This window comes from Brevundimonas sp. (genome assembly GCF_041648615.1).
Classification (GTDB): Bacteria; Pseudomonadota; Alphaproteobacteria; order Caulobacterales; family Caulobacteraceae; genus Brevundimonas.
This window is the reverse complement of the sequence record NZ_JBAZOS010000003.1, coordinates 75825-94401: the sequence shown is the minus strand read 5'-3', so window position 1 is coordinate 94401 and position 18577 is coordinate 75825. Positions and strand designations below refer to the sequence as shown.

Below are 18577 nucleotides of genomic sequence, written 5' to 3'. Positions count from 1 at the left end.
CGATGACACAGATCTTTCGGCTCAACGCCACGGTCCGGCGAGATCCCGCTGTCGACGCCTGGTTCACGTCGGGCGATGAGATTCGGCGTCTGGCGGAGCCGTGGTTCGCTCTGATGCGGGCATGCGGACCGGACGTGCGCGAAGTCATGCACGACGGCTACCCCACGGCCTGCGTCGGCGACGCCGCCTTCGCCTACGTCGGCGCCTTCAAGGGCCATGCGAACATCGGCTTCTTCCACGGCGCGGCCCTGGCCGACCCGGCCGGTCTGCTCGAAGGCTCGGGCAAGCGGATGCGGCACGTGAAGGTGCGCTGGGGCCGCCCGGTCGACAACGCGGCCCTGGAGGCCCTCATATCGGCGGCCTATGGGGATATCCTCTCGCGCCTCTCCTCCTCCCACTGAGCCTTGCCGGTTCGCAACCCCCCGCGAGGCTCCCTTGCCCTTCCCGTTTGATATCTCCGCCACCGAAGGCCGCGCCCGCACCGGGGTGCTGAGAACGCCGCGCGGCGACATCCGCACGCCCGCCTTCATGCCCGTCGGCACCGCCGCCACGGTCAAGGCCATGACGGTCGATCAGGTCGCCCAGACCGGGGCCGACATCATCCTGGGCAACACCTACCACCTGATGCTGCGTCCCGGTCCCGAGCGGATGGAGCGGCTGGGCGGCCTGCACAAATTCATGGGCTGGAACAAGCCGATCCTCACGGACAGCGGCGGTTTCCAGGTCATGTCGCTGGCGGGCATTTCGAAGGTGAAGGAGGACGCCGTCACCTTCGCCAGCCATATCGACGGCTCGAAACACGTGCTCAGCCCCGAACGGTCGATCGAGATCCAGGCCGACCGCATCGGCGCCGACATCTCCATGCAGCTGGACCAGTGCGTCTCATGGCCCGCCGAGGAACCCGCCGCGCGCGCCGCCATGGAGCTGTCGGCCCGTTGGGGCGCGCGCTCGAAGGCCGCCTTCGGGACCCGCGAGACCCAGGCCCTGTTCGGCATCCAGCAGGGCTCGACCTTCGAGAACCTGCGCCGCGAGTCCTCGGACCGGCTGATCGAGACAGGCTTCGACGGCTACGCCATCGGCGGCCTGGCCGTCGGCGAAGGCCATCAGGCCATGTGCGAGGTGCTGGACTACGCCCCCGACATGCTGCCCGCCGACCGGCCCCGCTATCTGATGGGAGTCGGCAAGCCGGTCGATCTGGTCGAGGCGGTGTGGCGCGGCGTCGACATGTTCGACTGCGTCCTGCCCACCCGCGCCGGGCGCCACGGCCAGGCCTGGACCTGGGAAGGGCCGATCAACCTCCGGAACGCCCGCTTCGCCGAGGATCAGGACCCGCTGGACCCCACCCTCGCCTGCCCGGCCTCGTCCCAATATTCAAAGGCTTATCTGCACCACCTGATCCGGGCTGACGAGATTCTCGGCAAGGTTCTGTTGAGCTGGCACAACATCGCCTTCTTCCAGGCCCTGACGGCGGCCATGCGGGCGGCCATCGCCGAGAACCGGTTCGAGACCTTCCGCCGCGACTTCCACGCCCGGCACACGTCCAACAACAAGAGCTAGCGCTGGCTGCGGCCCCTCGGCCGGAACCAGGCCGGGGCGGCCGGCGGCGCGCAATTGCGTTGCATCCCCGTCCCTTTCAGGAAGGCGCGACGCAGCCGACCGGCCTCGATCGCGGACTGGACGTGGCGGCTGTGCTGCTCGGCTCCTGAGAGCTGGCGGATCCAGCTGCGGCCGGGAATGAAGTCCGTCGTGGCGTCCCGGATCGCGTCCAGGGCCGCCGCCGAGGCCGCATCGGCCGCCCGCTCGCTGAGCCAGGATCCGTCTGCGGGGGGCGGCTCGTCGGTGTCCGGCCCCAGCGCCTCGTTCAGCCGCGCGATCTCGGCCCCGATGGTCGAACACTGGTTCAGGTTTCGCAGGTCGTAGGGATTGGCTTCGGCCTGCAGCAGGACGGTCGGAATGTGCCGCCGCCGAAGGTTCAGATCATCCAGCGGCGCGGTCGCCGCCGCGCCGAGGCCCGCTCCGAATTGCCGCGCGCCGTCCATCGCCGAACCGCCCGCCTGGCATCCGGCGAGAGGGATCGCGATCGCGAGAATGACCAGGGTCGGGCGCATGACTCCTTCAACCACGCCCTGCGACGCGGCGAAAGCGGCCTTACGCAGGCGGGATCACGCACTTCACGCGGGGCGCAATTCAGCTAGGGTCGCGCCATGATCCAGTGGCTCAAGACATGGCTCGCGCAGCAGCGCTGCCACCACGATTTCAAATACAGCCGCACCAGGCCCGGAAGCCTGGTCTGCAAGAAATGCCGTTCCCGCCGGCCCAAGCCGCGCTGACGGGGCCGCCCGGGCGCTGACGCCATGTTCCGGAAAAGGGGTGGTACGCCCTCTCGGGCTCGAACCGAGGACCCTCTGATTAAAAGTCAGATGCTCTAACCAACTGAGCTAAGGGCGCATACCACGCCGGTCGCGCTTGCGGCCCGGCGACGGGCCTTCTGTTGCAATCCGGCTTCCGGGTCAAGCGCCGGGTCGACGGATTGAGGGCGTCGGGCTAGTCATCCGGCATGAAACCCCTGTCCGGACTGCGCATCCTTGAGTTCGACGGACTGGGTCCCGTGACCTTCGCCGGCATGGTTCTGGCCGATCTCGGCGCCGATGTGCTGCGTCTGACCCGCGGCGCCGGCGCCGGCGCGCCCGTCTTCGCCGATGTGGGCGGCGAGATCCTGCATCGCGGGCGATCGTCCGTCGCGGTCAATCTGAAGGACGCCGATGACCGGACGCGGGTCCTTGATCTGATCGGCGCGGCGGACGGGCTGATCGAGGGATTCCGGCCGGGGGTCATGGAGCGACTGGGCCTGGGGCCGGACGTCTGCGCGGCGCGAAATCCGCGCCTCGTCTACGGCCGTGTGACCGGCTGGGGCCAGACGGGGCCCAAGGCGGCCGAGGTCGGGCATGACATCAACTACATCGCCCTGAGCGGCGCGCTCCACGCCATGGGAGAGCCCGATCGTCCGCCCCGGCCGCCGCTGAACCTGGTCGGCGACTACGGGGGCGGGGCCATGATGCTGGTCACCGGCGTGCTGGCCGGTCTTGTCGAGGCTCAACGAACCGGCGCCGGGCGGGTGGTGGACGCGGCGATGACGGACGGCTCGGCCCTGTTGATGAGCCTGTTCCATGCGCTCGCGGGCCGCGGCCTCTGGAGCGACCGGCGCGGAGCCAATCTGCTGGACGGCGGCGCCCCCTTCTATCGCTGTTTTACATGCCGTGACGGCCGCTTCGTCGCGGTCGGGGCGCTGGAACCTCAGTTCTACACCGCCCTGCTCGCGGGGCTCGACCTTCCCGAGGCCGAAGCCCCCCAGTACGACATGGCCAACTGGCCGGCGCTGCACGCGCGGCTGGAGGCGATTTTCGCGACCCGCGACCGCGATGACTGGGCGGCCCGATTCGAGGGGACGGACGCCTGCGTCACCCCGGTGCTGTCGCTTGCGGAGGCGCCGCTCCATCCGCACAACGCCGGTCGACGCACCTTTACAGCCGACCGTCCGCCTCAGCCCGCCCCGGCTCCGAGGTTCTCGGGATCGGCCGCGCCGCCCGAGACCGAAGGAAAGGTCCTGTCCGTCGCCGAGGCCCTGGCCCGCTGGAATTGAGCCGTTGTCCGGGACTTGCTCCGCGTGCGGCGACGAAATCTTGCCCCTTCCGGCCTCTGCCGTGGTGACCATCGGCCCTTTCGAGGCTATGGAACGGGCGAACCGGTCGCGCGTTGGAAGGCCGATCCGGGGGAGACGCCATCCATGAAACGACTGATCGCCTGTCTGGTCCTGACCAGCGCCCTGACCGCCGCCGCCTGCGACGATCCCCAGGTCTCGAACGAGCCGGAAACCGCCGACGTCGCGATGGACGTCCCGGTGGCCCCTGCCGCCGAGGATGTGGCCGCGCCCGTCGCAGACCAGGGCGCGATCGACACGCCCCCCGCGGACACGGCCACGCTTCCGCCCGAGAAGCAGACTTCAGCAGAGTCGGTCAAACCCGAGAGCGAAACCCTCTTCTACTGATCTGTCCGATGAGCGGCGGCGGATGTCCGCCCTGACGAAAGTACCAGTTTGACGCCACGGCACGCCCTGTTTCTCGTCAGCACGGCGGGTCTCGCTCTTCTCGCGTCCGCCGCCCATGCCGATCCGCGCGCCCAGATTCGCGGTGAGATGGACGCCGAGCTTCGCGAACAGCTTCTGCGTGCCGTGGGCGAGGTCGACGGGCCGCCGTCAAACCGGTTCGAGGCGCGCCGGCGGGCGCGCGCCGCCATGGATTCCGCCGAGGCCCTGCTGAGGTCAGAGGGCTATTATCAGCCCGTGCTGGAGGATGTGGTCGAGGGCGAGGAGAACCCTGTCGCCATCGTCAATGTCACGCCCGGCCGACGGTTCGTGCTCTCCGATCCGCGCGTGCAATGGACAGCCCCCGCGCCTGACGCCGCGTCCGAAGCCGTCGCGCTGGGCGAAATTGCGATCAAGCCGGACCAGGCCGGGCGGGCCGGCGAGGTCCTGGCGGCCGAGGGGCGCGTGGTGGCCTCCCTGACGCGCCGCGGCTATGCGGACGCGGCCGCCGAACCCCGGCGCGTGGTCGTCGACCACGCGACCTTCACCGTCCAGCCCAACTACCGGATCTCGGCCGGCGCCCTGGTGCGCCTGGACGGCGTGCGGCTTGAGACGCGTGGCCCCACCAATCCTGCCTGGGTGACCGGCCTGGCGCCCTGGACCGAAGGCGACGTCTACGATCCCGACGATGTCGCCGAGCTGGAGCGGCGGCTGCTCGAGACGGGCGTCTATGACGGGGTCGGCGTGGCCCTGGCCCCCCGCGAACAGAACCTGACCAGCGGCCTCCGCCCCATCATCGTCACCCTGACCGACCGGCCGCGCCGAATTCTCGAGGCGGGCGCGACCTTCTCGACGGCCGAGGGGTCCGGCCTCGATCTGATCTGGACGTGGCACAACCGTTTCGGACGCGCCGACACCGTGGTCTGGCAGGCGCGCGCGGCCGATGTCGACAGCCGCCTGGGGGTCAATCTCAGCCTGCCGCACTGGCGGCGTCCCGGCGAGACGCTCAGGCTCTCCGCCGCCGTGCTGAACGAGGATACCGACGCCTATCGCCGCACGGCCGCCGCCGTTGCCGCCGACCTTCAGCAGCGTCTCGGCAAGACCTCCTGGATCAGCTACGGCGTCGGCCTCGACGCGGGCAAGTATGACGAGAACCGCTTCGACCCCGTCACCCGACTGCCGATCAATTTCGATCGCGACCTGATCATCCTCACCGGCCGCGCGAGCGCCTATCTGGACCGGTCGAACGATCCGCTCGATCCCACCACCGGCTGGCGCCTGTCCGCCTGGGCCCAGCCCACAGCCGTGTCCGGCGAGGACACGACCGTCTTCCTGCGGACCGAGGCCCAGGTCACGGCCTATCTGCCGCTCCAGGACGGAGCGAAGACGGTCCTGGCCGGACGCGCCCGTCTGGGCTCCATTGTCGGCGGAAACGAACTGGCCATCCCCTCCGACCGCCTGTTCTATTCGGGCGGCGGCGGCTCGGTGCGCGGTTTCGAATATCAGGGCGTGGGGCCGCGGCTGCCCGACAACACGCCGCGCGGCGGTCTGAGCCTGGTCGAGGCCTCGGTCGAAATCCGTCGCGACGTCTGGCGCAGCTTCCAGGCCGTGGCCTTCGTCGACGCCGGAGCGATCGGCTTCCAGGAGACGCCGGACTTCGGCAACCTGCGCTACGGCGCCGGCTTCGGCGTCCGCTACAAGCTGCCGTTCGGCCCGATCCGGGCGGACATCGCCTTCCCCCTGGACCGCCGCGACGGCGACGCCGACTTCCAGGTCTATGTCAGCATCGGACAGGCGTTTTGACCGACGCTCCGCCCCCCGAGGAAACGCCCGATACGCCGGCCGAGACGGCGAAGAAGAAACGCACGCGCCTGCAAGCCCTCGCCTTCTTCGGCGGCATAGGGGCGGCCATTCTCGCCGCCATCCTGATCGTGGGTCTGGTCGGCGGCCGGATGTACCTGCTGTCCGACCCCGGACGCGACCTGGTGACCAGTTTCGTCGCCGGCAAGAAGCTGGGCCGCTACGGCCGCATCAATGTCGAGGGCGTGCGCGGCGATCTGTTCGACGACTTCACCATCGATCGCGTCACCGTCACCGACGCCAAAGGCGTCTGGCTGGAGGCGCGCAAGGTCCGTGTCGACTGGGACTGGTGGCCGCTGATGGCGCGGGAGTTCCACGCCACCCATGTCGAGGCCGAGGTCATCCGCCTGATCCGCCGCCCCGAGGTCGAACCCACGACCACGCCCCCGGGGCCGCAGCCCCTTTCGGTCGATATCGACCGGTTCTCGGCCGACGTCGAACTGCTGGAAGGCTTCAGCAAGGAATACGGTCGCTGGCGGCTGTCGGGCGAGGCCGATGTGCCGCGCAAGGGGCTGAAGAAGGCGATCGTCAACGCGGCCAGCAACAGCCGGCCCGGCGACTATCTGCGCATCAACGCCGCCCTCGGGGCGGAGATCACTGATCTGCGCCTCAACCTGCGAGCCAACGAAGCCCAGGGCGGCCCCATCGCCGGGGCCCTGGGCTATTCGCCCGACCAGCCCTTCTTCGCCACGGCCGTCGTCAACGGCTCGGTCATCGACGCCACGGTCAGGACCGGGGACTTCGTCCCCCTGGTGATCAAGGGACGCTACGGCGACAACCAGGCCCGGATCGCGGGATTCGCCGACTTCTCCGGCTCGGACCTGCTGGCGCCGTTCGCCCGGCGGATCGGCCGAACGGCCCGGTTCGGCTTCGCCACCTCGACCGACAGCGACAAGGACGGCCTGCACGGCGTCGGCTGGCGGCTGATCGCCGACAACCTGAACGCCAGCGCCAGCGGCGATGTCCGGCTCAGCGACCGCAGCAGTCCCGACGGGATCGCCATCGATGTCTGGACGCCGTCCCTGACCCGGCTCGTCGGTCAGTCCGCGGCGGGGCCGGCGGCCTACAAGGGCGTGTTCACGGGCGACGCCTCCACATGGGCCCTGAAGGGATCGGTGGACCTGCTGGGCGCCGAGATCTCGAGCTACAGGGCCCAGCGCATTCGCGGCCCGCTGAGCGTCGCCATGCGTCTGGGGCGGCTGGATCTCGACGGCGACCTGCGCGGGGCCGGCGGCTCCAGCGCCGGCATCGTCGGCGGCCTGCTCGGCGCCCAGCCGCGCCTGTCGTTCGAGGCCGCCCGTCTGGCGACCGGCGCGATCCTGCTGGAACGGGTGCAGGCGACCGGCCAGGCCCTGACCCTGTCGGGATCGGGCGGCCGCAGCCTGACGGGCGGTCTCGGCTTCCGGGGCCAGGCGGACATCACCGACGTCTCCCGCCTGCGCAAGGGCGCCAGCGGCGCGTTCGGAGGCCCGATCACGGCGTCCATGGCGCGCGCGGGTCAACCGTGGCGGCTCACCTTCGACGCCCGCGGGCGACGCCTGGCCACCGGTATGGAAGAGCTGGACCGCCTCCTGGGGCCCACCCCCCGCCTGCAGGCCACCGGCGCCCTCAGGGGCGGACGGATCGAGATCGAGCGGGCGCAGCTGACCGGAGCCCAGGGAACCGCCGACGCGCGCGGCCTGATCGAGGGCGACGGACGCTTGCGGCTGGCCCTGAACTGGAACGCCAACGGGCCCTTCGGGGTCGGCCCGGTCGCCATCGACGGGGCCATGACGGGCGACGGGGCCCTGACCGGCACCCTGGCGCAGCCCCGGGCCGATCTGACGGCCAAATTCGGCAAGCTGAGCGCCGGGGCCCTGGTCCTGACCGATGCGGACATGGTGTTGAGCTTCCGGCGCGGGGCGGACGCCTCGGACGGCCGGATCGCCCTGACCGCCGGATCGAATTACGGACCCGCGCGCGCCAGCGGCAATTTCTTCCTCGGCGGCGACCTCATCCGCCTGACCGATGTCGATCTGAACGCGGGGGGCGTCACGGCCCAGGGCGCCATCGCCCTGTCGAACAGCTTCCCCTCCAGCGCCGACCTGACCTTCACCGCCCGGCCCGGCGCCTTCCTCGCCTCGGGAACCGCTGACGGACGCGTTCGCCTGACCGACGGCGACGGCGGCGAGACGGCGATCCTGGACGTGACCGGCCGCAATGTCCGTCTGACCGGATCGGCCTGGGTGATCCGGACGCTGAATCTGAACGGCCGCGGAACCCTGTCGCGCCTGCCCTTCACACTGAAAACCGACATCGGCGGCGCCACGCCGGTCTCGTTCGACGGAACAGGCGTCTATTCCCGCGACCGCGGCGCGCAGTCGGTCGTGCTGGAAGGGTCAGGCCGTGTGCGCGAGATCGCCTTCACGACACGCAATCCCGCCGTCATCGCCCTGTCCGGAGACGGGCGTGTGGCCAGGATCGATCTCGGCGTCGGCGGCGGCGTCCTGCTGGGCGAGCTGCGTCAGGATTCCCGCGCGGCCATCATCGAGGCCAATCTGACCAGCGTCGACCTGGGAACCGCCATTCGCGACATGCGGGGGTCGGTGAGCGGCCGGCTGTCGCTGCGGGGCGCCGGCGACGACCTGTCGGGATCCGCCAACCTGACGCTTCAGGACGTCCGCAGCGTCGATGCGCCGCGTGGTCTCGCGGTGGATGGAACGGTGACCGCACTGCTGGTCAACGAAAGTCTGCGGGTTCAGGCCCAGGCCAACGACGGCGACGCCGTCCGCGCCACGGCCGACATCACCCTGCCCGTCGAGGCCTCCGCCGTGCCCCTGCGTCTGGCGATCGTCCGGACCCGGAACATGTCAGGCGACATCTCCATCCAGGGTCAGATCCAGCCGATCTGGGACCTGCTGGCCGGCGGCGAACGTTCGCTGACAGGGCAGATCGACGCCCGCGCCACCCTGGCGGGATCACTGGCCGAGCCCCGGATCAACGGGCGGCTGGATCTCGAGCAGGGGACCTTCCGCGACAGCGCCACGGGCGTCCGGCTGGAGAACGTGACCCTGGCCAGCCGCTTCGACGATACAACGGGTCTGGTGGAGGCCTTCAGCGCGGGTGACGGGGCCGGCGGCTCGGTGACGGGCAACGGCCGCATCGGACTGCGCCAGGGGTCGGGGTCCAGCTTCCAGCTGCTGCTGAACCGGTTCCGCATCATCGACAACGACATCGCCGAAGCCCGGGCTTCCGGCCTGGTCACCGTGACGCGCGGCCAGGACGGCAACATCACCCTGACGGGCGAGATGGACATCGACGAAGCGCGCATCGAAGCCAATCCGCCGGGTTCGAACGGCATCGTCCGCATGGACGTGATCGAGATCAACAAGCCCGGCGGCGATGTCCCCGAAGAGGAGCAGAACCAGCAGCGCGGCCTGCAGTTCGGACTCAACATCGGCCTGCGCTCGCCCGGCGGAGACGTGCGCGTCGTCGGGCGCGGCCTGAACGTGGAGATGAACGTCGACGCCCGCGTCACCGGCACCATCAGCCGCCCGATCCTCAGCGGCTCGGCGCGGGTCGTGCGCGGCGACTACGACTTCGCCGGCAAACGGTTCGTGTTCGACGAGCGCGGGACGGTCAGTCTGTCGACCAACCCTGAACTCATCCGGCTGGACCTCACGGCCACCCGCGACGATCCGGCGCTGACCGCGACGATCCGCGTCACAGGCACCGCCGCCCGGCCCGAGATCGCCCTGACCTCGACCCCCGCCCTGCCCCAGGACGAGATCCTGTCCCAGGTTCTGTTCGGCCGATCAGCCTCGCAGCTGTCGGCCTTCGAGGCCGCCCAGCTGGCGGCGGGCGTCGCCGCGCTCGCGGGCGGCGGCGGCTTCGACGTCATCGGCAATCTGCGGGAACTGGCGGGTCTGGACCGGTTGTCGTTCGGGGGCGAGGCGTCCAGCCTGACGGTCGCCGGCGGGCGTTATATCAACGACAATGTCTATGTGGAGATCATCGGCGGCGGCGAGAACGGCGCGGCCGTGAACGTGGAGTGGCAGGTGCGCCGCAACCTGACCATCAGCTCGAAATTCGGCGGACAGGGCGAGGCCAGCCTGTCGATCCGCTGGCGCCGCCAGTCGCGGCAGCCGGGCGCCGGTCCGGAGGACCGACGCCCGAACCGCTAGGGACTAGTAGGTCTGGGCGGCGGCGAACCGCAGCTTGTCCAGCTTCTGGGCGCCGCGGATGCCGGCGATATGCAGCACCAGTTGAACGACCAGAATCACCAGTCCGCCCCACGTCTGCCACGCCGGAGCCGCGACGGCGGCCGCGCCCTCGGGCTGACCCACGCCGAAGGCCGCCATCAGTCCCGTGATCAGGCCGAACGCCACCAGGATGGCGAAGATGATCGGGATCACGATGTTGGGCTTGAACCACTGCACCAGCCCGACAATCAGCTGGATGACGACGAAGGCGATCGACAGCCCCAGCAGGCCCTGCGCCATCATGGCGGCCATGCCGGCGGTTTCAGGGTTCTGGGCGGTGGCCTGGGCCACCGCGGCCTCCATCAGCGCCTGCCCGGCGGTCATCAGATAGATGATTCCGATCACGCCCCAGAGGACGCCCAGAAAAATGGCGATGGCGCTGGCCCTCGCCGCGGCGATCGCTTCGCCCTCGGTCGAGATCGGCGTCGTCGGGTTGGATGCGCGGATCCAGTCAGTCATGTGGTGTTCCTCCCTCAATGGTGGGGCAGACTAGCGCGCGCGTCCGGCGGTGGAAACGGGGAAGCGCTCGCCTTCACCTTTGCCGTCGGCCCGGCTAGGGTCCGCCCGCATGCGAATTCAACCTTCCGACCAGCTCGTGCTCGACCATGTCGCGGCGCGCGAAGCCGCCATCGTCGGCCGCGCCGTCGACTGGTCCGGAATCAACTCGGGCAGCCGCAACGCGGAAGGTCTGGCCCGGATGCTGGATCGGCTTGAGGCGGAAGCCGCCCGTCTGCCCGCCGAGGGGCGACGAATCGCCACCCGGGCCTCGACCTCCATCGGCGACGACGGCGCGGTGCGGACCGAGGCCCACGCCGACGCCCTGAAGATCACCGCCCGACCCGGCGCGCCGGTCCAGGTCGTGCTGACCGGCCACTATGACACCGTCTTCCCCGCGGAAAGCGGCTTCCAGACCGTCTCGACACGCCCCGACGGCGCGCTCAACGGGCCCGGCATCGCCGACATGAAGGGCGGGATCAGCGTCATGCTGGCGGCGCTGGAAGCGTTTGAAACCCACCCCGACCGCGAACGCGTCGGCTGGACTGTGCTGCTGTCGCCGGACGAGGAGATCGGCTCCCCGGCCTCGGCGCCGCTGTTGGCGGACCTCGGCGCGCGCGGCCATATCGGCATGACCTATGAGCCCGCCCTCGCCGACGGCACCCTGGCCGGCGCGCGCAAGGGCAGCGGCAACTACCATCTGATCGTCAGCGGCAAGGCCGCCCACGCCGGCCGCGCCTTCCACGAGGGCGCCAACGCCGTCGCCGGCGCCGCCATCCTCGCCGCCCGCCTGCACGCCCTCAACGGCCGGCGCGACGGCGTCACCGTCAATGTCGCGAAGATATCCGGCGGCGGGGCCCTGAATGTGGTGGCCGACAACGCCGTCGTCCGCTTCAACGTCCGCGTTCCCGACAAGGCCGCCTCGGACTGGATCGAGGCCGCGATTCGCGAGATCGCCGCCGAGGTCCCCTTCCCCGGCCTCACCCTCGACCTGCACGGCGGCATGACCCGCGCGCCCAAGCCGATGGACGCGTCCCAGACGGCCCTGTTCGAGGCCGTGCGCGACACGGGCGCCCTGCTGGGGCAGACCTTGGCCTGGAAGCCCTCGGGCGGCGTCTGCGAGGGCAACAATCTGCACGCCGCCGGCCTGCCCAATGTCGACACCCTCGGCGTCCTCGGCGGCGACATCCATTCGGATCAGGAGTTCGCCTGGCCGGCCAGCTTCGTCGAACGCGCACAACTCAGCGCCCTGATCCTGTGCAAGATCGCCTCCGGCGAGATCGACGCGCTGAAACTCAAGTCCCTGCGTCTGGAGACGATGTAACCCCCATGCTCGTCGTCCGACCCGCCGCGCCCGCCGACCTCGACCATCTGCTGGAGCTCGCCATTCTCAGCGGCCCCGGCTTCACCAGCCTGCCCGAGGACCCGGACCAGCTCGCGGAACGCCTTGACCTCAGCCGCGACAGCTTCAACGGCGTGCTGGCGGCGCAGGAGCGCTGGTACACCCTGATGCTCGAGGAATCCGAGACCGGCGACGTCGACGGCATCGGCTCGGTCAAGGCCGCCGTCGGCCTGCACCGGCCGTTCTTCTCGTTCCGCGTGGTCACCAACACCCAGTCTTCGCCGTCGCTGGGCATCAAGCTCGAGCAGCGGACCCTGGTGCTGGTCAACGAATGCACCGGCTGGAGCGAGGTGGGCTCCCTCTTCCTCAAGGCCGACCGTCGCAAGGGCGGCGCGGGCCGCCTGCTCAGCCAGTCGCGCTACATGCTGATCGGCGCCCAGCCCGAGCTGTTCAACGAGAATGTTCTGGCGGAGCTGCGCGGCGTCTTCACCCCCGACGGCGCCTGCCCCTTCTGGGATCATGTGGCGCACAAATTCTTCCCCATGGAGTTCGACGAGGCCGATCGCATGACCGGCTCGACGGACAAGCAGTTCATCCTCGACCTCGCCCCGCGCCATCCGATCTACATCGACCTCCTGCCGGAGCCGGCCCGCGCCGTGATCGGCAAGGTCCATCCGCAGGGCGTGCCGGCCATGGCCCTGCTGGAAAGCGAGGGGTTCCGGCCCAACGGCCTGATCGACATCTTCGACGCCGGCCCCACCGTCGCCTGCGGCCGCGACAACATCCGCACCGTCCGCGACGCCCGCCGCCTGACCGTCGCCGTCGCCGCCGAGGTCGAGGCCGAGCTGCCGGCCCTGATCTCGACCGACAGCGTCTCCGCCTTCCGCGCCGTCCGCCAGCGCGCCCATATCGAGGGCGAAACCGCCACCCTGACCGCTGAAACCGCCGACGCCCTGAAGGTCGGCGCGGGCGACACGGTGCGTGTGAAAGTCTGAGCCCCCATGACCCTGACCCCCTTCAAATCCATCGACCCCGCCACCGGCGAAACCGTCTGGGAGGGCGCAGCCGCCTCGCCCGCCGAGGTGCAGGCCGCCGCCGACCGCGCCCGCGCCGCCTTCCCCGACTGGGCCGACCGCCCCCGTCAGGACCGCATCGACGCCGTCAAACGCTATCAGGCCGTGCTGAAGGCCCGCGCCCCGCAGATGGCCGAGGCGATCAGCCGCGAGACCGGCAAGGCCCTGTGGGAGACCACGGCCGAACTGGCCGCCATGGCCGGCAAGGTCGACATCTCGATCCGCGCCTATGACGAGCGCACCGGCGAGCGCACGGCCGAAACCGGGTTCGGCCAGGCTGTCCTGCGCCACCGCCCGCACGGTGTGGCGGCGGTGCTCGGCCCGTTCAACTTCCCCGGCCACCTGCCCAACGGCCATATCGTCCCGGCCCTGCTGGCCGGCGACACCGTGGTGTTCAAGCCGTCCGAAGAGACTCCCCTGACCGGCCGGCTGATGGCCCAGGCCTTCGCCGAGGCCGACCTGCCCGAGGGCGTGGTCAATGTCGTCCAGGGCGGTCGCGACACGGGCGCGGCCCTGCTGGACAGCGGCATCGACGCCCTGATGTTCACCGGCTCGGGCGCGGCCGGGGCCCATTTCCGGCGCAAATTCGCCGACGACCCGCACGTCATCCTCGCCCTCGAACTGGGCGGCAACAATCCGCTGGTCGTGTGGGACGCCGCGGACGCCGAAGCCGTGGCCGGCATCGTGGTCCAGTCCGCCTTCGTCACCACGGGCCAGCGCTGCTCCTGCGCCCGGCGGCTGATCGTGCCGGAAGGTCCGCAGGGCGACGCCATCGTCGAGGCCGTCGCCGCCTTCGTCGACCGGCTGATCCTCGCCCCGTGGAACTCCACCCCCGAACCCTACGCCGGCCCCCTGATCTCGCAAAAGGCCGCCGAGGCCGCCCTGCAGGCGCTGCAGGACCGGATTGCCATGGGGGCGAGGGTGATCCGCGCCTCGGGCCCCGTCGACAACCTGCCCGGCGCCTTCGTCCGACCCGCCCTCATCGACGTCACCGGCGTGGCCGTCCCGGACGAGGAGATGTTCGCCCCCTTCCTGTCCATCACCCGGGTCGCCAGTTTCGACGCCGCCATCGCCGAGGCCAACGCCACCCGCTACGGCCTGTCCGCCGGCCTGGTCAGCGACGACCCCGCCAACTGGGACCGCTTCATCCGCCGCATCCGCGCCGGCGTCGTCAACTTCAACCGCCCGACCACGGGCGCCGCCGGCGACATGCCCTTCGGCGGCCTCGGGGCCAGCGGCAATCACCGGCCCAGCGCGTATTACGCCGCCGACTACTGCGCCTATCCCGTGGCCAGTTTCGAGGCTGGTTCGGTCAGAAACATCGAAAGCGAGATCAAGGGCTTGAGGCCGTGACCTCCGCCATCGAGGCCAACGCCGATGGCCTGATCGGCCCGACCCATTCCTACGCCGGCCTGTCCCCCGGCAACCTCGCCTCCAGCCTCAACGCCGGCGAGCCGTCCAACCCGCGCGCCGCCGTCCTGCAGGGCCTCGACAAGATGAAGCGGCTGGCCGACCTCGGCCTGCCCCAGTTCGTCCTGCCGCCGCACGAGCGGCCGGAAATCCCCTTCCTGCGCACGCTCGGCTTCACCGGCTCCGACGCCGCCGTGCTGGAAGCCGCCTGGAAGACCGCGCCGTCCTTCGCCGCCGCCGCCTGCTCCGCCTCGCCCATGTGGGCCGCCAACGCCGCCACGGTGACGCCGTCCGCCGACGCCGCCGACGGCCGGGTCCATTTCACCCCGGCCAACCTCGTCACCAACCTGCACCGCTCGCTGGAGCACCGGCAGACGAAGCGGGCCCTGGACGCCCTCTTCCCCGACTCCGCCCGTTTCGCGGTCCACGACGCCCTGCCGTCCGTCGGCCACCTCGCCGACGAGGGCGCGGCCAACCACGTCCGCCTGTGCGCCGACCACGGCGCGCCCGGCGTCAACCTCCTCGTCTGGGGCCGCGAGGCGTATGAACCCTGGTCCGGCGCCTATCCCGCCCGCCAGACGCGAGAGGCGTCGGAGGCCATCGCCCGTCGACACGCCGCCGCCCGCCCCGTCTTCCCGCGCCAGTCCAAGGCCGCCATCGCCGGAGGGACCTTCCACAACGACGTCGTCTGCGTCGGCGCCCTGGAGACCCTGTTCTTCCACGAGCTCGCCTTCGAGGACACGGCGGCGGCGAAGGCCGACATCCGCGCCGCCGCCGACGGTCTGTTCGAGCCGATCTTCGTCGAGGTGTCGTCCGCCGACCTGCCGCTGGCCGACGCCATCTCCAGCTATCTGTTCAATTCCATGCTGGTGCGGATCCCGGGCGAGGACCGCCTGACCCTGATCTGCCCGACCGAGACCCGCGACAACCCCCGCGCCCACGCCGTCGCCGAACGGCTCGCCGCCTCCAACGGTCCCATCGGCCGGGTCGACTACGTCGATGTCCGCCAGTCGATGCGCAACGGCGGCGGCCCCGCCTGTCTACGGCTGCGCGTGGTCCTGACCGGGGCCGAGCTGGCCGCGACCAACCCCGCCATGCGGATGACCGACGCCCTGCACGCCCGCCTCTCCACCTGGGCCGCCGCCTGGTATCGCGAGACGCTGACGCCCCGCGACCTCGCCGATCCCGCCCTGCTGGCCGAAAGCCGCGGCGCGCTGGACGAGCTGGCGGGCATCCTGTCCCTGGGCGGCGACTTCTATCCCTTCCAGCGGACCTGAGCCCATGCCGGCCTTCGCCCTCCGCATCGCGACCGAGGCCGACATCCCGGCCCTCGTCGCCCTGATGGACCGGTCCATCACCGGGCCCCTGGCCGAATTCCTGACGCCGGAGCAGGTCGCCGCCAGCCGCAAGCTGATGGGCCTCGACAGCCAGATCATCGCCGACCGGACCTATTTCATCGTCGAGGCCGACGGCGTCCTCGCCGGCTGCGGCGGCTGGAGCCGGCGCATCACCGAATACGGCGGCGATCACACGCCGGGCCGCGAGCCCGCCCCGCTGACGCCCGGCGTCGACGCGGCCCGCATCCGCGCCATGTACACGGCCCCCGAATTCGTCCGCCGGGGCGTCGGCCGCCTGATCCTGGGGGCGTGCGAGGACGCCGCGCGGGCCGAAGGCTACGACCGCGCCGAACTGGTCGCCACCCTGGGCGGCGAGCCCCTGTATCTCGCCCATGGCTATCGCGAGATCGAACGCTTCGACGACGATCGCTGCGGCGCGCCCGTGCCTCTGGTCAGAATGGGCAAATCCCTTGAAGGTCGCGGCGAGGGAGCCCGCCCATGACCGACGCCGTCCCGTCTTCCGGGGCCATGACTCCCGCCCGCCGCCTGCGCAACATCATCGGCGGCTCGGCCGGCAATCTGGTCGAATGGTTCGACTGGTTCGCCTACGCCGCCTTCACCGTCTATTTCGCCCCCGTCTTCTTTCCCGAGGGCGACTCCACCGCCCAGCTGCTCAGCACCGCCGCCATCTTCGCCGTCGGCTTCTTCATGCGGCCCGTCGGGGCCTGGGTCATGGGCGTCTATTCCGACCGCAAGGGGCGCAAGGCCGGCCTGACCCTGTCGGTCACCCTGATGTGCACGGGCAGCCTGATCATCGGCCTGACGCCCGGCTATGCCGCCATCGGCGTCGCCGCCCCGGCCCTGCTGCTGTTCGCCCGGCTGCTGCAGGGGCTCAGCGTCGGCGGCGAATACGGGTCATCCGCGACCTATCTGTCGGAAATGGCCACGGCGAAGCACCGCGGCTTCTGGTCCAGCTTCCAGTACGTCACCCTGATCTCCGGCCAGCTTCTGGCCCTGCTGCTGCTCATCCTGCTGCAGAACACCATGGACGAGGCCGATCTCGCGGCCTGGGGCTGGCGCATTCCGTTCTTCGTCGGGGCGGCCCTGGCGGTGGTCGTCTTCTGGCTGCGGCGGCGGCTGGACGAAACCTCGGCCTTCATCGCCTCCGACGCCGGCGAGGCGCCGAAATCCAGCGCCCTGCTGCTGATCCTGAAGCATCCGCGCGAGGCCCTGCTGGTGCTGGGCCTGACGGCCGGCGGCACGCTCGCCTTCTACGCCTACACGACCTATCTGCAGAAATTCCTCGTCAATACGACGGGCTTCTCCAAAGACACGGCGACCCAGATCAGCGCCGCCGGCCTGTTCGTCTTCATGCTGCTCCAGCCCGCGGTCGGCGCCCTGTCCGACCGGATCGGCCGCAAGCCGGTGATGATCGCCTTCGGCGTCTCGGGCGTGCTGCTGACCGTGCCGATCATGTCGGCCCTGGCGACGTCCGACAGCCCCTTCGTCGCCTTCCTTCTGGCCATGGCCTCGCTGGTGATCGTCAGCGGCTATACGGCCATCAACGCCGTGGTGAAGGCCGAGCTGTTCCCGGCCCACATCCGCGCCCTCGGCGTCGCCCTGCCCTACGCCGTCGCCAACGCCGTCTTCGGCGGCACGGCCGAATACGTCGCCCTGTGGTTCAAGTCGAACGGGATCGAGAGCGCCTTCTTCTGGTACGTCACCGGCATGATCGGCGTGTCGCTGCTGGTCTATCTGTTCATGCGCGACACGAAGCACCGGAGCCTGATCGTCCACGATGACTGATCAGCCCGGCGACCTGAGCCGCTCCAGAGCCTGCGGATAGCGGCGCGACAGCGGGGCGGCGACGTCGCCCAGCTCGACCGTCCAGTCGCCCGAGCCGTCCGGCCTCAGCCCGGTGACCCGCCCCGCATTCACCAGCCAGGACCGGTGGGCGCGGACGAAGCCGAACCCTTCCAGTTCGACCTCGATGGCCGCCAGCGTCGCCCGCATCAGGGGCCGCCGCCCGTCGGCCAGCCAGAACTCGACATAGTTGCCGGCCGAACTGACCGCGAGAATGTCGGACAGGGAGGTGCGGATGATCCGCGCGCCGTCCCGGATGTCGAAGCTGACCGGCCGCACGGGCTCGTCGCGCCGCCGCCGCAGAAAGCCGATCAGCCAGAAGGTCGCGATATAGGTGGCGTAGCTGATCAGGTCCTTGCGCAGCTCGTAGATGAATCGGTCGCCGAACTCATAGGGTCCCGCGTCCATCAGTTCATAGGCGAGCGTGCGCAGCAGGATGAAGCCGGCCACATGCAGGGCGGAGAAGGCCAGCAGGCCCGCGAGATGGATCAGCACGAACCGCGCCTTGGGCCGCCAGCCCTCGGCCGCGGCCTCGTCAGGCGGCGCCAGGGCCGTGCCCAGCCAGGGGACCGGCATCGCCAGCATGATGGCGATCGCGCTGCTGATCTCCCAGACCCACGGCTCCCAGGCTGCGATGTGGGGCATGTCGCTGAGATTGGTCAGGGCGTTCACGGAGATCACCACCGCCGTAATGGGTGCGATGACCAGCCAGGCCGTGCGCAGGTCGCGACCGTCCAGGCCCGCCCGAAACCATCCGGCCGTCCCAGGGTTCGCGCCGTTCGTCACAGCCCGCCCGGGCGCGTCCCGACGATGGCTCCGCCCGTCCCCTCGCGGTTGCCCGGCGGCGGCTCCGGATGGGACCCCGGGGGATCGTT

15 protein-coding genes and 1 tRNA gene are annotated in these 18577 nt (G+C 70.4%); 12 read left to right on the top strand and 4 right to left on the bottom strand.

Annotated features, from left to right (window positions below; genetic code table 11):
- Positions 1 to 2: 2 nt before the first annotated feature.
- Positions 3 to 401, top strand: a complete 399-nt coding sequence (locus WC555_RS02675; protein ID WP_373250917.1) for a DUF1801 domain-containing protein — start codon at positions 3 to 5, stop codon at positions 399 to 401.
- Between the two features lie 34 nt (positions 402 to 435).
- Positions 436 to 1557, top strand: a complete 1122-nt coding sequence (gene tgt / locus WC555_RS02670; RefSeq protein WP_373250916.1) for a tRNA guanosine(34) transglycosylase Tgt — start codon at positions 436 to 438, stop codon at positions 1555 to 1557.
- Here tgt and WC555_RS02665 read toward each other — a convergent pair.
- Positions 1554 to 2108, bottom strand: a complete 555-nt coding sequence (locus WC555_RS02665) for a hypothetical protein (protein WP_373250914.1) — start codon at positions 2106 to 2108, stop codon at positions 1554 to 1556. The two genes, tgt and WC555_RS02665, sit on opposite strands and share 4 nt — an antisense overlap.
- 263 nt (positions 2109 to 2371) lie before the next feature.
- Positions 2372 to 2448: transfer RNA gene (locus WC555_RS02660), tRNA-Lys, on the bottom strand.
- A 109-nt stretch (positions 2449 to 2557) separates the two neighbouring features.
- On the opposite strand from WC555_RS02660, the gene WC555_RS02655 reads away from it, so the two are divergent.
- From WC555_RS02655 to WC555_RS02640, 4 genes are all read left to right on the top strand, one after another.
- Positions 2558 to 3640, top strand: coding sequence for a CaiB/BaiF CoA transferase family protein (locus WC555_RS02655; RefSeq protein WP_373250912.1), 1083 nt, complete (start codon positions 2558 to 2560; stop codon positions 3638 to 3640).
- Positions 3641 to 3784: 144 nt separating this feature from the next.
- A complete protein-coding gene (locus WC555_RS02650) occupies positions 3785 to 4045 on the top strand; it encodes a hypothetical protein (protein WP_373250910.1) in 261 nt (86 codons plus the stop codon).
- Positions 4046 to 4093: 48 nt separating this feature from the next.
- Complete coding sequence (locus WC555_RS02645) at positions 4094 to 5884, top strand: autotransporter assembly complex family protein (RefSeq protein WP_373250909.1); 1791 nt, start codon at positions 4094 to 4096, stop codon at positions 5882 to 5884.
- A complete protein-coding gene (locus tag WC555_RS02640; protein ID WP_373250907.1) occupies positions 5881 to 10104 on the top strand; it encodes a translocation/assembly module TamB domain-containing protein in 4224 nt (1407 codons plus the stop codon). Before WC555_RS02645 ends, WC555_RS02640 begins: the two co-directional genes overlap by 4 nt.
- A 3-nt stretch (positions 10105 to 10107) precedes the next feature.
- Here WC555_RS02640 and WC555_RS02635 read toward each other — a convergent pair whose 3' ends face one another.
- Positions 10108 to 10641 (bottom strand): hypothetical protein, encoded by a 534-nt coding sequence (locus tag WC555_RS02635; RefSeq protein ID WP_373250905.1) that lies wholly within the window; start codon positions 10639 to 10641, stop codon positions 10108 to 10110.
- A 109-nt stretch (positions 10642 to 10750) separates the two neighbouring features.
- On the opposite strand from WC555_RS02635, the gene WC555_RS02630 reads away from it, so the two are divergent.
- From WC555_RS02630 to WC555_RS02605, 6 genes are read left to right on the top strand one after another with little or no spacing between them, the layout of a single operon-like run.
- Complete coding sequence (locus WC555_RS02630) at positions 10751 to 12001, top strand: hydrolase (protein WP_373250903.1); 1251 nt, start codon at positions 10751 to 10753, stop codon at positions 11999 to 12001.
- 5 nt (positions 12002 to 12006) lie between these two features.
- Entirely contained in the window at positions 12007 to 13014 is a 1008-nt protein-coding gene (locus tag WC555_RS02625; protein WP_373250901.1) for an arginine N-succinyltransferase, read from the top strand.
- A 6-nt stretch (positions 13015 to 13020) separates the two neighbouring features.
- Entirely contained in the window at positions 13021 to 14445 is a 1425-nt protein-coding gene (gene astD / locus WC555_RS02620; RefSeq protein ID WP_373250899.1) for a succinylglutamate-semialdehyde dehydrogenase, read from the top strand.
- Positions 14442 to 15779, top strand: coding sequence for an N-succinylarginine dihydrolase (astB, locus tag WC555_RS02615; RefSeq protein WP_373250897.1), 1338 nt, complete (start codon positions 14442 to 14444; stop codon positions 15777 to 15779). The genes astD and astB overlap by 4 nt, the downstream gene beginning before the upstream one ends.
- Before the next feature lie 4 nt (positions 15780 to 15783).
- A complete protein-coding gene (locus WC555_RS02610; RefSeq protein ID WP_373250895.1) occupies positions 15784 to 16341 on the top strand; it encodes a GNAT family N-acetyltransferase in 558 nt (185 codons plus the stop codon).
- Positions 16338 to 17645 carry an MFS transporter gene (locus tag WC555_RS02605; RefSeq protein ID WP_373250893.1) on the top strand — a complete coding sequence of 436 codons (1308 nt, stop codon included), beginning with the start codon at positions 16338 to 16340 and terminating at the stop codon, positions 17643 to 17645. The genes WC555_RS02610 and WC555_RS02605 overlap by 4 nt, the downstream gene beginning before the upstream one ends.
- Here WC555_RS02605 and WC555_RS02600 read toward each other — a convergent pair whose 3' ends face one another.
- A complete protein-coding gene (locus WC555_RS02600; protein ID WP_373250891.1) occupies positions 17646 to 18488 on the bottom strand; it encodes a LytTR family DNA-binding domain-containing protein in 843 nt (280 codons plus the stop codon).
- Positions 18489 to 18577: the final 89 nt, after the last annotated feature.